The 16,138-nt window shown below is 57.1% G+C and carries 15 protein-coding genes; 7 read left to right on the forward strand and 8 right to left on the reverse strand.

The genetic code is table 11. From position 1 onward, the window contains the following. Positions 1–4: 4 nt before the first annotated feature. The 5 genes from rnd to ACQG1Y_RS13630 all read right to left on the reverse strand — a co-directional run bounded on the left by rnd (position 5) and on the right by ACQG1Y_RS13630 (position 6,384). Entirely contained in the window at positions 5–1,120 is a 1,116-nt protein-coding gene (gene rnd / locus ACQG1Y_RS13610) for a ribonuclease D (RefSeq protein ID WP_122959317.1), read from the reverse strand. A gap of 83 nt (positions 1,121–1,203) precedes the next feature. Continuing rightward, positions 1,204–2,889, reverse strand: a complete 1,686-nt coding sequence (gene fadD, locus ACQG1Y_RS13615) for a long-chain-fatty-acid--CoA ligase FadD (RefSeq protein WP_017693264.1) — start codon at positions 2,887–2,889, stop codon at positions 1,204–1,206. Between the two features lie 203 nt (positions 2,890–3,092). Then, positions 3,093–3,674, reverse strand: coding sequence for a Slp family lipoprotein (locus ACQG1Y_RS13620; protein WP_015570309.1), 582 nt, complete (start codon positions 3,672–3,674; stop codon positions 3,093–3,095). A gap of 37 nt (positions 3,675–3,711) precedes the next feature. Then, entirely contained in the window at positions 3,712–4,407 is a 696-nt protein-coding gene (gene tsaB, locus ACQG1Y_RS13625) for a tRNA (adenosine(37)-N6)-threonylcarbamoyltransferase complex dimerization subunit type 1 TsaB (protein WP_015570308.1), read from the reverse strand. Between the two features lie 66 nt (positions 4,408–4,473). After that, complete coding sequence (locus ACQG1Y_RS13630; protein WP_368740606.1) at positions 4,474–6,384, reverse strand: ATP-dependent DNA helicase; 1,911 nt, start codon at positions 6,382–6,384, stop codon at positions 4,474–4,476. Positions 6,385–6,517: 133 nt separating this feature from the next. Here ACQG1Y_RS13630 and ACQG1Y_RS13635 point away from each other — a divergent pair, with 133 nt between their 5' ends. Continuing rightward, positions 6,518–6,862, forward strand: coding sequence for a RidA family protein (locus ACQG1Y_RS13635; RefSeq protein ID WP_045911200.1), 345 nt, complete (start codon positions 6,518–6,520; stop codon positions 6,860–6,862). Positions 6,863–6,867: 5 nt separating this feature from the next. Here ACQG1Y_RS13635 and ACQG1Y_RS13640 read toward each other — a convergent pair whose 3' ends face one another. Next, a complete protein-coding gene (locus tag ACQG1Y_RS13640) occupies positions 6,868–7,050 on the reverse strand; it encodes a YoaH family protein (protein WP_003859925.1) in 183 nt (60 codons plus the stop codon). Positions 7,051–7,111: 61 nt separating this feature from the next. Here ACQG1Y_RS13640 and pabB point away from each other — a divergent pair, with 61 nt between their 5' ends. The 4 genes from pabB (at position 7,112) to ACQG1Y_RS13660 (ending at position 12,298) form a co-directional block, all read left to right on the forward strand. After that, complete coding sequence (gene pabB, locus ACQG1Y_RS13645; RefSeq protein ID WP_017384323.1) at positions 7,112–8,446, forward strand: aminodeoxychorismate synthase component 1; 1,335 nt, start codon at positions 7,112–7,114, stop codon at positions 8,444–8,446. Next, positions 8,443–9,021, forward strand: coding sequence for a CoA pyrophosphatase (locus tag ACQG1Y_RS13650; protein WP_017384324.1), 579 nt, complete (start codon positions 8,443–8,445; stop codon positions 9,019–9,021). Before pabB ends, ACQG1Y_RS13650 begins: the two co-directional genes overlap by 4 nt. A gap of 184 nt (positions 9,022–9,205) precedes the next feature. Then, entirely contained in the window at positions 9,206–10,570 is a 1,365-nt protein-coding gene (gene sdaA / locus ACQG1Y_RS13655) for an L-serine ammonia-lyase (protein ID WP_003859920.1), read from the forward strand. Positions 10,571–10,699: 129 nt separating this feature from the next. Further along, positions 10,700–12,298, forward strand: coding sequence for an EAL domain-containing protein (locus ACQG1Y_RS13660; protein WP_234094958.1), 1,599 nt, complete (start codon positions 10,700–10,702; stop codon positions 12,296–12,298). 6 nt (positions 12,299–12,304) lie between these two features. Here ACQG1Y_RS13660 and yoaE read toward each other — a convergent pair whose 3' ends face one another. Together yoaE and ACQG1Y_RS13670 are read right to left on the reverse strand one after the other, a co-directional pair. Next, positions 12,305–13,864 carry a CNNM family cation transport protein YoaE gene (gene yoaE, locus ACQG1Y_RS13665; RefSeq protein ID WP_006810992.1) on the reverse strand — a complete coding sequence of 520 codons (1,560 nt, stop codon included), beginning with the start codon at positions 13,862–13,864 and terminating at the stop codon, positions 12,305–12,307. Then, positions 13,852–14,061, reverse strand: a complete 210-nt coding sequence (locus ACQG1Y_RS13670; RefSeq protein WP_077579975.1) for a protein YoaL — start codon at positions 14,059–14,061, stop codon at positions 13,852–13,854. The genes yoaE and ACQG1Y_RS13670 overlap by 13 nt, the downstream gene beginning before the upstream one ends. Before the next feature lie 265 nt (positions 14,062–14,326). Between ACQG1Y_RS13670 and manX the strand changes: the two genes are divergently transcribed. Together manX and manY are read left to right on the forward strand one after the other, a co-directional pair. Further along, positions 14,327–15,289 (forward strand): PTS mannose transporter subunit IIAB, encoded by a 963-nt coding sequence (gene manX / locus ACQG1Y_RS13675; protein ID WP_017384327.1) that lies wholly within the window; start codon positions 14,327–14,329, stop codon positions 15,287–15,289. A 47-nt stretch (positions 15,290–15,336) separates the two neighbouring features. After that, entirely contained in the window at positions 15,337–16,137 is an 801-nt protein-coding gene (gene manY, locus ACQG1Y_RS13680) for a PTS mannose transporter subunit IIC (protein ID WP_045339368.1), read from the forward strand. Position 16,138: the final 1 nt, after the last annotated feature.

A 16,138-nucleotide genomic window follows, 5' to 3' on the forward strand; every position in this document is an offset into this window, starting at 1 on the left:
TTCTTTAGCGCGGATACCCTTCCAGCAGGGTATTCAGGCGTTCGGCCATCAGTTCCCCCCGCCATCCGGCGACCAGTTCCGGTAAACCATTTTGCGGTTTCAACTTCCAGTGCCAGTTCAGCAGCTGGTTAATCTGACGACGTGAAGCCAGCAGTTCGGCACTCAGTTTGCTTTCCCCCGCCACCGTCTGCACCAGCGCTTTGATATCTTTGAACGCCTTGCGGTAGCCCGGCATATCCATCAGGTTAAGCAGCGGTTCTGGCAGTGCGTCCTCCGGCAGTTGCTGAGCTTTCTCTACCAGCGCGAGCAGCGTTTTACCGTGGAAACGGATCTCACTTCCGGAAAGGCCAATGCTGTCCAGCTCACCAAGGCTACCCGGCATATAGCGCGCCACCGCCCACAGGTGTTCTTCACGCACCACGAAGTTAACCGCCAGATCGCGCTCACGCGCTTTACGCAGACGCCAGTCAGCCAGCAATTGCAGACAGGCCAGTTGACGGGTGCGCAGCTGCCAGGCGTTGGTGATGTCACGCCAGGCTTCTTTCGGATCAACCACTTCCTGGCGACGCTGCTGCGTCATGCGGCACTCGTCCAGTGCGGCAGACAGCCAACCGGACGCCTCAGCCTCTTTCATGAGCTGGCCGGCAATTGGAAGAAGATAAAAGACGTCTGCCGCGGCGTATTCAAGCTGACGCGCCGTCAGCGGACGCGCGAGCCAGTCGGTACGCGATTCGCTCTTATCCAGCGTCAGACCGGTGTACTCTTCCACCATCGCCGCAAAACCCCAGGAGAGCGGACGACCGCTGAACGCCGCGAGGATCTGGGTATCAATCAGCGGCTGCGGCATGATGCCAAAGGTGTTGAGAAAGACTTCCAGATCTTCACTGCCCGCGTGCAGATATTTGGTCACGGCGGTATCCAGCAACAGCTCGCGCATTGGCGCCCAGTCGGTAATGCCGAGGGGGTCAATCAACGACACGTGTTTGCCGTCATACATCTGAATCAGACCCAGCTGCGGATAGTACGTTCGGGTGCGGACAAATTCCGTATCCAGGGCGATAGCGGGAAATTCACGCGTCACCTCGCACAGCGAAGCCAGCTCGTCGTTGGTAGTGATCATCTGGTAATTCAAATCGGACTCTCTCTTGTTTGCGCCCATAAAAAACGCCGGATTAACCGGCGTCTGGGCGATTAACGTGAAGCTCAGGCCTTATTGTCCACTTTGGCACGGGCTTCGTCACGTAATTCTCGTCGTAATATCTTCCCGACGTTGGATTTCGGCAGCTCATCCCGGAATTCCACCAGCTTCGGCACTTTATAGCCCGTCAGCTGACGGCGACAAAACGTTATCAGCGCATCCTCGGTCAGAGAAGGATCTTTCTTGACCACAAATATCTTCACCGCTTCACCGCTGCTGCCGGAGGGAACGCCCACCGCCGCCACTTCCAGCACGCCGCTGTGCTGCATCACCACGTCTTCGATTTCGTTCGGATAGACGTTGAACCCTGACACCAGGATCATATCTTTCTTGCGATCGACGATGCGCAGGAAACCTTCGTCATCCATCACCGCGATGTCGCCTGTGTGCAGCCAGCCGTCTTTGATGATCTCATCCGTGGCATCCGGACGTTGCCAGTAGCCCAGCATCACCTGCGGCCCTCTGACGCACAGCTCCCCTGGCTCACCGTGAGGCACTTCGTTATCCTCATCATCCACCAGTTTTGCCTCCGTCGACGGGACCGGCAGACCGATACTGCCGCTGTGGTAGTCGATATCATGCGGGTTAACGCTGACCAGCGGGGCGCACTCCGTCAGGCCATAGCCTTCCAGCAGATATTGCCCGGTGAGTTTCACCCAGCGCTCGGCAACCGCCTGCTGAACCGGCATCCCGCCACCCGCAGAGAGGTGCAGCGTGGAGAAATCGAGCTGCTGGAACTCTTTATTGTTAAGCAGCGCGTTAAACAGGGTGTTCACGCCGGTCATGGCGGTGAACGGGTATTTCGCCAGCTCTTTGACCAGCCCCGGAATGTCGCGCGGGTTGGTGATCAATACGTTTTGACCGCCAAGCTCAATAAACAGCAGGCAGTTCATGGTCAGCGCAAAAATGTGATACAGCGGAAGCGCGGTGATCACCAGCTCCTTGCCCGGGTGCAGCAGCGGCCCGTAGGTGGCATTAACCTGCTCAAGGTTCGCCAGCATATTTCGGTGGGTCAGCATCGCCCCTTTCGCCACGCCGGTGGTACCGCCCGTGTATTGCAGAAATGCCAGATCCTCAGACACGATCTCCGGCTTCACGTACTGCATCCGGTAGCCCGCATGCAGGGCGCGGCGGAAAGAGATGGCATCCGGCAGGTGGTATTTCGGCACCAGCCGCTTAACGTATTTAACGACAAAGTTGACCAGCGTACCTTTCGCGGTAGAGAGCTGGTCGCCCATGCGCGTCAGGATGACGTGTTTAACCTGGGTTCTTTCAACGACTTTTTCCAGCGTGTGGGCAAAGTTGGAGACAATCACAATCGCCGCCGCGCCGCTGTCATTCAACTGATGTTCCAGCTCGCGCGGGGTATAGAGCGGGTTAACGTTAACCACGATCATCCCTGCCCTGAGGATCCCGAACAGCGCCACCGGGTATTGCAGCAGGTTTGGCATCATCAGCGCGACGCGATCCCCTTTCTGCAAGCCCAACCCTTCCTGTAAATAGGCTGCAAACGCCCGGCTGCGCTCTTCCAGCTTACGGAAGGTCATCACTTCGCCCATATTCACAAATGCAGGCTGGTCAGCGTAACGCCGTACCGAGTGTTCAAATAATTCAATCAGGGATTGATAACGGTCAGGATTGATCTCCGCAGGGACATCCGCGGGATAACGGTTAAGCCAAACCTTTTTCAATGCATCACCTCTGAAATGAGTGTTCGTCGTCATCACAGCCCCGATAATAAACAGTTTGTTAACATTATATTAACTCAGCGTACCAGTTTATTAATTGTTCAGATTGCAGGTTGCGAAGCGCGTCACTCTTTTTTTTCGTTTTATCCGTAAAAAAACAGAGACAGCGGCTGAGCCGCTGTCTCTTTCCTAACAATAACAGTAAGTTACTCAGTTACGATTGTTTGAACCTGTGCAGGGCCTGGATTGTACCAACCCCAGCCACCGTAGCCGTAACGATACGGATGCGGTCCCCACATCCACGGATCAATTGGCTGTGGCGGCATCACCACCTGCTGGGCAATACGCCAGCGTTTGTAGCCGTTCACCTGCATGGTCATAAATTTGTATGGCGTATTGCCGATTTTCCCCGCCACCGAACCGGTAATCGGTCCGACGACGGTTACCAGCTGCCCGCGGAAATCTACCGGATCGAGGAAGCCGCTGACGTCAGCGTAGATCCGCCCGCGCGAGGCTTCACCCAGAACAGGCCGCGCGCCGTCGTCCAGCGGGACAGTGGCAATCTCCAGCCGGGTTTTCCCCTGCTGGTTTAGCACTTCAACCACCTTGCCGCCAAACCGCGCTTCCTGCCCGACATACAACTCCGGGGCATTCATCACGCGTACCAGATCCTGCTGTGGCGTCGGGCTGGTGCCCTTGATCGCATCAGGAACGGTGACGCACCCGCTCAGTGCTATGGCAACCGCGCCTGCCATAAGAAAGCGTACAACTTTAGTCTGAACCGCCATGATGCGACTCCTTTTTCTCAGTTCCTGTTACTGAGATTCACTCGCGGCCAGGAAGTTTCTTCCACGCGACGGTGTTTCGTAAATAAACCGGTTCAGCATGTTCAACCGCCACGGTTTTTCCTGCGGCAAGCAGCTGACAGGCAATCGGCAGCATATCTTCGGCGGCAGGCAGGAGCATGTTACCGTCCACCAGCGTAAGGCCGGTGTCCTTCGCCATCTCAGGCCATGCCGGCCAGCCGGTTCCGACCGTCGCCCACTCACCGGAGAGCTGCTTCAGGCGCCCGGTGACGGCTTCAGGTTTAAGCACCGCTTCCGTCTCTTCGCCGTGCCAGACGCCGTTTTCGTCACGGGTGTACTCCGCCCAGTAGACTTCCCCCATGCGGGCATCAATCGCAGCCAGCACGCGGGTGGCCCCGGTCATCCGCCAGGCGCCCTGAGCCATGGTCGCAAGCGTTGAGACGCCGATCATCGGCAGGTCAGCGCCCAGCGCCAGCCCCTGCGCAATGCCAATCCCGATACGTACGCCCGTAAAGCTGCCCGGACCACGGCCGTAGGCCAGCGCGTCGAGGTCAGTCAGGGCGGTGTTGCCCTCGGTTAAAATGGTTTTTACCAGGGGCAGAATACGTTGGGTGTGTTCCCGTGGGCACTCTTCAAAATGAGCAAAAGTCGTACCGTCGTTCCACAGGGCAACGGAACAGGCCTCTGTCGCGGTATCAATAGCCAGAATTCGCATCAGTCGTCGCGCTCTCGCAATGGTCAGTCACAAAATGGCGCGCATCTTAACACACTCCGGGAAGAATTACTCCGCCGTCGGGTTCGCCAGGAAGCGGACCGCGCGTTTAATATCCCGCGTGCGCGGCGCGGGCGGCAGGCTGGCGAGGAAGGTGGAGCCGTAGGGACGCATCACCAGGCGGTTGTCGCAGATCACCAGCACCCCGCGGTCGGTGACGTCGCGGATCAGTCGCCCTACCCCCTGTTTAAGCGTGATGACCGCGTCCGGCAGCTGGACGTCGTCGAACGGATCGCCCCCGCGCAGACGGCAATCCTCCATGCGCGCTTTCAGGAGCGGATCGTCCGGCGATGTGAACGGCAGCTTATCGATAATCACCAGCGAGAGCGTATCGCCGCGCACGTCCACCCCTTCCCAGAAGCTGCTGGTCGCCACCAGCAGGGCATTACCGGCGCTGACAAACTGCTGGAGCAGCTGGCCTTTGCTGGTTTCCCCCTGCAACAGCACCGGTAGCGTCATGGTGGCGCGGAACTGCTCGGCCAGATCGCGCATCATGGCGTGTGAGGTGCAGAGCATAAAGCAGCGCCCGTTGTTGGCCTCAATCATCGGCTTCAGCATGGCCGCCAGATGGCGCGCCGCGCCCGGCTGGTTAGGCAGCGGCAGATTGCGCGGCACGCACAGCAGCGCCTGTTTCTCATAGTCGAACGGGCTCGGCAGAAGCAGGGATTCCGCCTGCTCAATGCCGAGGCGCTCGGTAAAGTGGTGCAGATCGTCATTGACCGACAGCGTGGCCGAGGTAAAGACCCAGGTGCCGGGCTTTTGCGCCATCACCTCTTTGAATTTATCAGCAACGGTCAGCGGCGTGAGCGCCAGGGTGAAGTGGCGCGAGGTACATTCGTACCAGTAGCTATAGCCCGGCTGGTTGATCTCTTTCAGCCGCTTCAGCCGCCCACGGTAGAGCGTGGCGCGCTCGAAAGCGGCGTCCAGCAGCGCTGAACGTCCGAGGGACAGCTTCGCCACGTCGTAACAGAGTTCAAGGGCATCATCGAGCAGCAGCAGCGCGCGCTGGATATTTTTGTCTGCGAGCAGTTCGCGCAGGTTGCCGCGATAGCCCGGCTCGCCAAGCTGTAAGCGGAAATCCTGTGCGCATTGCGCCAGGCGGTCCGCGCACTTCTGCAACTGCTGGGTATCTTTGAGTTCGGTGCGATAGGCAATGGTAATATCTTTCGCCAGATCCTGAAGCTGACGGCTGGAGAGCGACTGACCAAAATACTGGCTGGCGATGTCCGGTAGCTGATGGGCTTCATCGAAGATCATCACCTCCGCCTCCGGGATCAGCTCGCCGAAACCACTGTCCTTGACCACCATATCCGCAAGAAACAGGTGATGGTTCACCACCACCACGTCGGCGTCCATCGCGGTTTTACGCGCTTTCACCACAAAACAGTCCTTATACAGCGGGCAGTCGCTGCCGAGGCAGTTGTCATTGGTGCTGGTCACCAGCGGCCAGGCCGGGGAGTCTTCCGGCACGCTCGCGCAGGTGCTGATGTCCCCCTCCTCCGTCTGGTTGGCCCAGGCGCGCAGGACGATCACATCGCTCAGAGTTTGTACCGGCAGGTCGCCGCCCGCCAGCGCCTGCTGTTCAAGACGCTCCAGACACAGGTAGTTAGAACGCCCTTTCAGCAAGGCCAGACGCCCTTTGTATTTCAGCGCTTTCGCCACCGTGGGTAAATCGCGGCTGTAGAGCTGATCCTGGAGCGCTTTTGATCCCGTAGAGATGATCACCTTTTTTTTCGCCCGCAGCGCAGGAGCGAGGTAAGCATACGTTTTCCCCGTACCGGTGCCGGCCTCCACGACCAGCGGCTGCGCCTTGTCGATGGCGTGCGCGACGGCATGCGCCATCTGACGTTGGGGTTCGCGCGGTTTAAAGCCGGGAATAGCCTGTGCTAACTGACCTTCTGGGGAAAAATCGTCTGCCACGGTGTTCTCTCACTGTATTTTTGCACAGGGATTATGTCAGCCCCTTCTCTCCGGTGCCACCCCAAATAGTGACGACGGCGGAACATTATGGCAGTCTTGCCGCCTGACGACGAAAGATAACGAGGATACGTTTATGACAATTACGCGCATTGATGCCGAAGCCCGCTGGTCTGATGTGGTGATCCACAACCAGACGCTGTACTACACCGGCGTCCCTGCCAATCTGCACGCCGACGCCTTCGAGCAGACCGCCAACACCCTGGCGCAGATCGACGCCGTACTGGAAAAACAGGGCAGCGACAAATCCCGCATTCTGGATGCGACGATTTTTCTGGCGAATAAAGACGATTTCGCGGCGATGAATAAAGCCTGGGATGCGTGGGTGGTGGCGGGTCACGCGCCTGTACGCTGCACCGTACAGGCCACGCTGATGAAACCGGAATATAAGGTTGAGATCAAGATTATCGCGGCAGTGTAAGCCGGTTATTCTTCATCTTCATCCTCAAAGCGCGCCACGATCCGCTCGCCGGTATGGGTGGCGCGAAGTTCTTCCGCGACCTGGGAAATTGCCTGTCCGCTGCTCATCCCCTGGGACATCAGCTCCTGAATACGTTCAACGGCTTTCTGCTGTTGGTCATGGCTGAGAGAAGGTAAACCTGCAAACATCGTTAACTCCTGCTAAATTATTCGCGCTAATTATTTCACGCTGCCCGGTAGTATGCCATACATGAACATGCGCTTCCCCACTGTTATGACCTTGCCCTGGCGTGCAGACGCCGCCGAGTTCTGGTTTGCCCGTCTGAGCCACCTGCCTTTTGCGATGCTCCTGCACTCCGGGCATGCGGATCATCCCTACAGCCGCTTTGACATTCTGGTGGCCGACCCGGTTAAAACGCTGACGACCGATGCGCTGTCGCCAACGGACGATCCGCTGATGCGGCTCCAGAACGAGATCCATGCTCTGGGCTTATCTGCCACACCGGATCCGGATCTGCCTTTCCAGGGGGGCGCGCTGGGCCTGTTTGGTTACGATCTGGGTCGCCGTTTCGAAAAGCTGCCCGAGCATGCGCAGGCGGATATTTCCCTGCCGGATATGGCGGTGGGGCTGTATGACTGGGCGCTGATCGTGGATCACCGTAAGCAGACGGTTTCTCTGCTAAGCCACCGGGACGTGCAGGCGCGTCTGGCCTGGCTTGAGGCGCAACGGCCCGCCGCCCCGGAACGCTTTATGCTAACCTCCGGCTGGCGCTCGAACATGAGCGCGGAGGAATACGCGGAAAAATTCTCCCGCGTGCAGGCGTATCTTCACAGCGGCGACTGTTATCAGGTCAACCTCGCCCAGCGTTTCCAGGCGGCATACGAGGGAGACGAATGGCAGGCGTTTACCCGCCTCAATGCCAGCAATAAGGCCCCGTTCAGCGCATTTTTACGCCTTGAACACGGCGCCATCCTCAGCCTTTCGCCTGAGCGTTTTATTCACCTGGCTGACGGTATGATTCAGACCCGCCCGATAAAGGGCACCCTGCCGCGCCTTGCGGATGCCGACGCCGACCGTCAGCAGGCGGAGACGCTGGCGGCCTCGCCGAAAGATCGCGCTGAAAACCTGATGATTGTCGATCTGATGCGCAATGATATTGGCCGCGTCGCCGAGCCGGGCAGCGTGCGCGTGCCGGAGCTGTTCGTCGTGGAGCCATTCCCGGCGGTGCATCATCTGGTCAGCACCATCACCGCACGTCTGCCGGCCTCGCGAACCGCCTGCGATCTGCTCCGCGCCGCGTTTCCGGGCGGCTCCATTACCGGCGCGCCGAAGGTCCGGGCGATGGAGATCATCGACGAACTGGAACCGCATCGCCGCAACGCCTGGTGCGGCAGCATCGGCTATGTGAGTCTGTGCGGCACCATGGATACCAGCATCACTATTCGCACCCTGACGGCCTGCGACGGTAACCTGTACTGTTCCGCAGGCGGTGGCATTGTGGCCGACAGCCAGGCGGAGGCGGAATATCAGGAAACCTTTGATAAAGTGAATCGTATCCTGAAACAACTGGAGAACTCACGGTGAAGAAAGACAACCTGACGCTGGATGATTTTCTGTCGCGCTTTCAGCTTCTGCGGCCCCAGGTTAACCGCGCCACGCTGAATCAACGTCAGGCGGCGGTGCTGATCCCGGTCGTGCGTCGTGAGCAGCCGGGTCTGTTGCTTACCCAGCGCTCACCGCATATGCGAAAACACGCCGGTCAGGTTGCGTTCCCGGGCGGCGCGGTGGACAGCACCGATGCATCCCTGATTGCCGCCGCACTGCGCGAAGCGCATGAGGAAGTGGCGATCCCCCCGGAGGCGGTCGAGGTGATCGGCGTGCTGCCGCCAGTGGACAGCGTAACCGGTTTTCAGGTCACGCCGGTCGTTGGCATTATTCCGCCCGATCTTCAGTATCACGCCAGCGTCGATGAAGTTTCAGCGGTATTCGAAATGCCGCTGGAAGAGGCCCTTCGTCTGGGTCGCTATCACCCGCTGGATATTCACCGCCGCGGACACGATCATCGGGTCTGGCTGTCGTGGTATCAGCATTATTTTGTCTGGGGCATGACGGCAGGCATCATTCGTGAGCTGGCCCTGCAAATCGGCCTGAAGCCTTGACTATACTTTACATTCCACCCTTTTCTGGCAGGTTTGCGATCGGCGTCGCGCTATTAGCAAAACCATCGTTAACCATTAGTTTAATTCATGTGAATAGTTAAGCCGAGGTTGGTGTTCCCTCTTACACTATGCGCAGTTATAACATCGTTACTGGAACCCCAGTAACCCTGTCAGGAGTGTGAAAGTGATTAGTATATTCGACATGTTCAAAGTGGGGATTGGTCCATCTTCTTCCCACACTGTAGGGCCGATGAAGGCCGGTAAACAGTTCGTCGATGATCTGGTCGAAAAAGGATTACTGGAAAGCGTTACCCGTGTCGCCGTAGACGTTTACGGTTCACTGTCATTAACGGGTAAAGGCCACCACACCGATATCGCCATTATTATGGGTCTGGCGGGCAATATGCCGGACACAGTTGATATTGATGCCATTCCGGCATTTATCCGCGACGTGGAAACGCGCGGTCGTTTGCTGCTGGCTAACGGCCAGCACGAAGTGGACTTCCCGCAGGATGACGGGATGCGTTTTCGTAGCGACAACCTGCCGCTGCATGAAAACGGCATGACCATCCACGCCTGGAGTGGCGAAAAAGAGATCTACAGCAAAACTTACTACTCCATCGGCGGCGGCTTTATCGTTGACGAAGAACACTTTGGTAAAGAGAGCGCGGGCGACGTCAATGTGCCCTATCCGTTTAAATCGGCCACCGAGATGCTGGGCTACTGCAAAGAGACCGGTCTGTCCCTGTCAGGCATGGTGATGCAGAACGAACTGGCGCTGCACAGCAAGAAAGAGATCGAAGACTATTTTGCTAACGTGTGGCAAACCATGCGCGCCTGTATTGACCGCGGGATGAACACCGAGGGTGTTCTGCCTGGGCCACTGCGCGTGCCGCGTCGTGCCTCTGCTCTGCGCCGCATGCTGGTCACTACCGACAAGTTCTCCAATGACCCAATGAACGTGGTCGACTGGGTGAACATGTTTGCCCTCGCGGTTAACGAAGAGAACGCAGCGGGTGGTCGCGTCGTGACGGCGCCAACCAACGGCGCGTGCGGTATCGTTCCGGCGGTGCTGGCCTATTACGATCACTTTATTGAGCCCGTGACGCCGGACATCTATATCCGCTATTTCCTCGCGGCAGGTGCTATCGGCGCGCTGTACAAAATGAATGCGTCCATCTCTGGTGCCGAAGTAGGCTGTCAGGGTGAAGTGGGCGTGGCCTGCTCTATGGCAGCAGCGGGTCTGGCGGAACTGCTGGGCGCCAGCCCTGAGCAGGTGTGCGTGGCGGCGGAAATCGGTATGGAGCACAACCTCGGTCTGACCTGTGACCCGGTTGCCGGCCAGGTGCAGGTGCCGTGCATTGAGCGTAACGCCATCGCCTCCGTCAAAGCGATCAACGCCTCACGTATGGCGATGCGCCGTACCAGCGAGCCACGCGTGTCGCTGGATAAGGTTATTGAAACTATGTACGAAACCGGCAAGGACATGAACGCGAAGTACCGTGAGACCTCGCGCGGCGGTCTGGCCATTAAGGTGCAGTGCGACTAAGCCTTCCTTTCGCCCATCTGCAACGGATGGGCGAATTTTCCCCTCTCGTCTCGTCGCTTCACGTATTCCCCACTACACTGTCACTGTTGCGTCTGGCTTTTCCGGCCGGTGCTTAACAGGCGACCGTTCATGCAAACTGCACAAACGATCATTAAAGACTATCGCCGAAAACGCGTTATCGTCTGTGTCACGGTTGCGCTCGTTACGCTCGTCCTGACGCTGGGTATTCGCTTTATTTCACAGCGCAACATAAATCAGGATCGGATCCACGACTTTACCCACCACACCGTGCGTGCGCTTGATAAGGTGCTTCTTTCGTTAGAGGCCCAGCGGGAAACGCTACTTTCACTGGTTGGCATACCCTGTTCCGAAGCAAATCTGATCCTGCGAAAACAGGCGGCGCTCCTCCAGACCGTACGCTCCATCGCCCTCATTCAAGACGGAATACTGTATTGCTCAAGCGTCTTTGGCAGCCGTAATGTGCCCGTCAGTGAGTTTGTGCCGGAGCTGCCGGTCAGTGAATCCAGGCTGTTGCTGCTGACCGATCGGTGGCTGGTAAAAGGCAGCCCGGTACTGATTCAGTGGTCTCCCCTCGCGAGCGACGGCAACGACGGGGTGATGGAGGTGGTGAATATCGATCTCATCACTAAAATGATTCTCGAGCCGCAGCGGCCGCAGATCACCGACGTTGTCCTGAGAGTAGGAGATAACTTCCTCCGCGACGGGCAACAGGTGACGACTACGCCGACCTTCAATGAAAACGCCTCCCTGCTGGAACAATCGTCACAGCATTACCCTTTCAGCGTCACGGTGAGCGGCCCCGGGCCTGGCGAAATGGCGTTAAAAAATCTGCCCACCCAGCTGCCGCTGGCGTTAATGCTCAGCTTACTGATGGGCTATATCGCCTGGCTCGCCACCGCGCGGCGCATCAGTTTCACCTGGGAAATCAATATGGGAATTGCGGCCAGGGAGTTTGAGCTCTTCTGCCAGCCGCTGGTGAATGCCCGCACCCGGGAATGCGTCGGCGTCGAGATCCTCCTGCGCTGGAACAACCCGCGTCAGGGATGGATTTCGCCCGATGTCTTTATCCCTCTGGCCGAAGAACATAACCTGATTGTTCCGCTTACCCGCTACGTCATCAGCGAAACGGTGCGGCAGATAGGCTATTTCCCGGCCTCGCGCGATTTCCATATCGGCATTAACGTGGCCGCCAGCCATTTTCGCCGCGCTGCGCTGATCCAGGATCTCAACCGCATCTGGTTCAACGCCAGCCCTGTTCAACAGTTGATCGTGGAGTTAACCGAACGCGATGCGTTGCTGGATGTGGATTACCGCATCGTGCGGGAGCTGCACCGCAAAGGGGTGAAACTTGCGATTGATGATTTTGGTACCGGCAACAGCTCACTTTCATGGCTAGAAAAACTGCATCCGGATGTGCTGAAAATTGATAAATCCTTCACCACCGCGATCGGCACCGACGCCGTGAACTCAACGGTAACGGATATTATTATTGCGCTGGGTCAGCGGCTGAATATTGAACTGGTTGCGGAAGGGGTGGAAACCGAGGAGCAGTCACGCTACCTGCGCCGTCACAGCGTACATATTTTGCAGGGGTACTTGTATGCGCGGCCAATGCCGCTGCGCGAGTTTCCGAAATGGCTGGCGGAAAGTCACTCTCCGCCAGCCCGCCACAACGGACACATCGTGCCCTTACTGCCGTTACGCTAGATAGCGTTACTCTTCTTCGTCGTGTGCAGAGTGCTCTTTAACAATACGCACCATATCAACGCGATAGTCGTTGGCTTCGACGATGGTAATTTGCAGCGGCGGCAGCTCCAGCACATCACCAATACGCGGGATCTGCCCGTTAACGGCAATCACCAGCCCCGCGACGGTGGCAATGTCTTCATCATCATTGACCACGTTTTCGACGCCCAGCGTGTGCGAGAGCGCGTGCAGGTCGGTGGTGCCTTTCACCAGCCAGCCGTCACCGTCGGCAACGATTTCCGGGGTTTCATCCGCATCAGGGAATTCACCGGCAATGGCTTCCAGCACGTCCAGCGGCGTCACCAGGCCCTGTACCACACCAAATTCATTGGTGACGATAACAAAGCTCCCGCGGGCACGACGCAACACGCCCAGCAGGTTGATCGGATCCAGCGTCTCCGGTACCACGATGGCGGGCGACGCGGCCGCTACGGCCTCGACGTTAACGCCCTCTTCCAGCGCCACCAGCATCTCTTTCGCGCGTACCACACCGATAATCTCATCCAGCTCACCCCGGCAGACCGGGAACAGGCTGTGTGGCGAGGAGAGCAGCTGCTGACGAATTTCGTCGACGCTCAGGTTGGCGTCCACCCAGCTGATCTCACCGCGCGGCGTCATAATGCCGCGCAGGGAGCGGGAAGCCAGCGAAAGCACGCCGTTGATCATGTAGCGTTCTTCTTCCACAAACGCGCCTTCCGGCACCGGAACCGGGTTACGGTTCTCGTTATCAGCCTGCACGTTGACCTGACGACGTCCGCCCATCAGTCGCAGAATCGCATCTGCGGTACGGGCTCGCAGCGGCTGATTCGACTGCTGCTTAATAAAGTTACGGCGCGCAATCTGGTTAAACAGCTCGATCAGAATCGAGAAGCCAATCGCGGCGTACAGGTAGCCTTTCGGAATATGGAAGCCAAACCCTTCTGCCACCAGGCTCAGACCAATCATCAGCAGGAAGCTCAGACACAGCACAACGACCGTCGGATGCTGGTTGACGAAACGCGTCAGCGGTTTTGACGCCAGCAGCATTACCGCCATCGCAATCACCACCGCCGCCATCATCACCGGCAGATGGTTCACCATGCCGACCGCCGTAATCACCGCATCCAGTGAGAAGACCGCATCAAGCACCACAATCTGGAGAACAACCACCCAGAAGCTGGCGTAACCCTTACCGTGGCCATCATCGTGCTGCCGGTTCTCCAGCCGTTCATGCAGCTCTGTTGTGGCTTTGAACAGCAGGAACAGTCCCCCCACCAGCATGATTAAATCGCGGCCGGAGAAGGTGAAATCCATGACGGTGAACAGCGGCTTCGTCAGGGTAACCATCCACGAGATCACAGACAGCAAGCCCAGACGCATGATCAGCGCCAGCGAGAGGCCGATCAGACGGGCTTTATCACGCTGTTTCGGCGGCAGCTTATCCGCGAGGATGGCGATAAACACCAGGTTATCAATACCGAGAACGATCTCCAGCACGACCAGCGTAAGCAAGCCTACCCAGATTGACGGGTCCATTAAGAATTCCATGACACGCTCCTGCTAAAGGAATGACAAAACGGTGCCCCGCTAATTTCGGGCATTTCAAAGGGAATGAGAGTCGATGCGTGGCGAAGATCGCCGATGAATAAGGCGCGGAATGGCCTGGAAGATGACTGACGTCGGTGACGGTCCATATAGTGGGCTGTAGCCCTATACTCCTGAATAATTAAACGGACGCTAAACATATCAGAGACAATTGGTTTTTAGCAAAGATTTACGTTCCTTTGCAAACTTCTGTAACACACGCGGATTAACTTAAAGAAAAATCTGTAAGGCTTAGCTAAATTACGGATCTTCATCACATAAATTATTTTTTCACTATCTAAAATAATTCGCGGAAGTCTTAGTTTTTTGAACTCTAACCCTTATCTGAATCGATTCGGTTCGCCAATACGATTCTCAGTACGCCTGCCTGGCAGACGTATACATGATAATAAAAGGAGGTAGCAAGTGACCATTGCTATTGTCATAGGCACACATGGTTGGGCTGCGGAGCAGTTACTCAAAACGGCAGAAATGCTGTTGGGCGAGCAGGAAAACGTCGGCTGGATCGATTTCGTTCCCGGTGAAAATGCCGAGACGCTGATTGAAAAATACACTGCTCAGCTTGAGAAGCTGGATACCAGCAAAGGCGTGCTGTTTCTCGTGGATACATGGGGCGGCAGCCCGTTCAACGCTGCCAGCCGCATTGTCGTCGATAAAGAGCATTATGAAGTCGTCGCCGGGGTGAATATCCCGATGTTGGTGGAAACCTTCATGGCGCGTGACGACAACCCAGGTTTTGATGAACTGGTGGCACTGGCGGTGGAAACCGGTCGCGAAGGCGTGAAGGCGCTGAAAGCGCAGCCGGTTGAAAAACCGGCCCCTGCCCCTGCTGCACCAAGGGCGGCAGCACCGGCGAAGCCAATGGGTCCGAACGATTACATGGTTATCGGCCTTGCGCGTATTGATGACCGTCTGATCCACGGCCAGGTGGCAACACGCTGGACCAAAGAGACCAACGTACAACGCATCATCGTGGTCAGTGACGAAGTGGCCGCCGACACTGTCCGTAAAACCCTTCTTACCCAGGTTGCACCGCCGGGCGTCACCGCGCACGTCGTGGATGTCGCCAAAATGATCCGCGTTTACAACAACCCGAAATATGCGGGTGAGCGCGTGATGCTTCTCTTCACCAACCCGACAGACGTCGAACGCATTGTTGAAGGCGGCGTGAAAATCACCTCCGTTAACATTGGCGGTATGGCATTCCGTCAGGGCAAAACGCAGGTCAACAACGCGATTTCAGTGGATGCGAAAGATATCGAGGCCTTCAACAAACTGAATGCACGCGGTATCGAACTGGAAGCCCGTAAGGTTTCCACGGACCAGAAACTGAAAATGATGGATTTGATCGGCAAAGTGGGGAAATAAGCCCGGGCCGGTTTTTCATATAGAGCTTATGTAATAGGAGAAGTGCAATGGAGATTACTACTCTTCAGATTGTGCTGGTGTTCATCGTCGCATGTATTGCGGGTATGGAGTCCGTACTTGATGAATTTCAGTTCCACCGCCCTCTGGTGGCCTGTACGTTGATTGGCGCCGTTCTCGGTGACATGAAAACCGGTATCATCATCGGTGGTACTTTGGAAATGATCGCCCTCGGCTGGATGAACATCGGTGCGGCAGTTGCGCCAGATGCCGCGCTGGCGTCCATTATTTCAACCGTTCTGGTTATCGCTGGTCATCAGAGTATTGGTGCCGGTATCGCGCTGGCCATCCCGCTGGCCGCAGCGGGTCAGGTGCTGACCATTATCGTCCGTACTATTACCGTTGCCTTCCAGCACGCGGCGGATAAGGCGGCCGAAAACGGCAACCTCACCGCGCTCTCCTGGATCCACGTTTCTTCCCTGTTCCTGCAAGCGATGCGTATCGCGATCCCTGCGGTTATCGTGGCGATTTCTGTCGGTACCAGCGAAGTTCAGGGCATGCTGAATGCGATCCCTGAAGTGGTTACCAGCGGTCTGAATATCGCCGGGGGTATGATCGTGGTGGTCGGTTATGCGATGGTCATCAACATGATGCGCGCGGGCTACCTGATGCCATTCTTCTACCTCGGCTTCGTTACCGCTGCGTTCACCAACTTCAACCTGGTTGCGCTGGGTGTGATTGGTGCGGTGATGGCGATTCTTTATATCCAGCTCAGCCCGAAATACAACCGTGTCGCGGGTGGCCCTGCGCAGGCTGCTGGTAACAACGATCTCGATAACGAACTGGACTAAC

This window comes from Enterobacter cloacae complex sp. 397G4 (assembly GCF_050031515.1).
Taxonomy (GTDB): Bacteria; Pseudomonadota; Gammaproteobacteria; order Enterobacterales; family Enterobacteriaceae; genus Enterobacter; species Enterobacter hormaechei_C.

What these genes read in the sequence shown, in the direction of transcription:
- rnd (WP_122959317.1), bottom strand. Translation starts at nt 1,120, where the DNA reads ATGATCACTACCAACGACGAGCTGGCTTCGCTGTGCGAGGTGACGCGT.
- ACQG1Y_RS13620 (WP_015570309.1), bottom strand. Translation starts at nt 3,674, where the DNA reads ATGGCGGTTCAGACTAAAGTTGTACGCTTTCTTATGGCAGGCGCGGTT.
- tsaB (WP_015570308.1), bottom strand. Translation starts at nt 4,407, where the DNA reads ATGCGAATTCTGGCTATTGATACCGCGACAGAGGCCTGTTCCGTTGCC.
- ACQG1Y_RS13635 (WP_045911200.1), top strand. Translation starts at nt 6,518, where the DNA reads ATGACAATTACGCGCATTGATGCCGAAGCCCGCTGGTCTGATGTGGTG.
- ACQG1Y_RS13640 (WP_003859925.1), bottom strand. Translation starts at nt 7,050, where the DNA reads ATGTTTGCAGGTTTACCTTCTCTCAGCCATGACCAACAGCAGAAAGCC.
- pabB (WP_017384323.1), top strand. Translation starts at nt 7,112, where the DNA reads ATGAACATGCGCTTCCCCACTGTTATGACCTTGCCCTGGCGTGCAGAC.
- ACQG1Y_RS13660 (WP_234094958.1), top strand. Translation starts at nt 10,700, where the DNA reads ATGCAAACTGCACAAACGATCATTAAAGACTATCGCCGAAAACGCGTT.
- yoaE (WP_006810992.1), bottom strand. Translation starts at nt 13,864, where the DNA reads ATGGAATTCTTAATGGACCCGTCAATCTGGGTAGGCTTGCTTACGCTG.
- ACQG1Y_RS13670 (WP_077579975.1), bottom strand. Translation starts at nt 14,061, where the DNA reads ATGTTTAGCGTCCGTTTAATTATTCAGGAGTATAGGGCTACAGCCCAC.
- manY (WP_045339368.1), top strand. Translation starts at nt 15,337, where the DNA reads ATGGAGATTACTACTCTTCAGATTGTGCTGGTGTTCATCGTCGCATGT.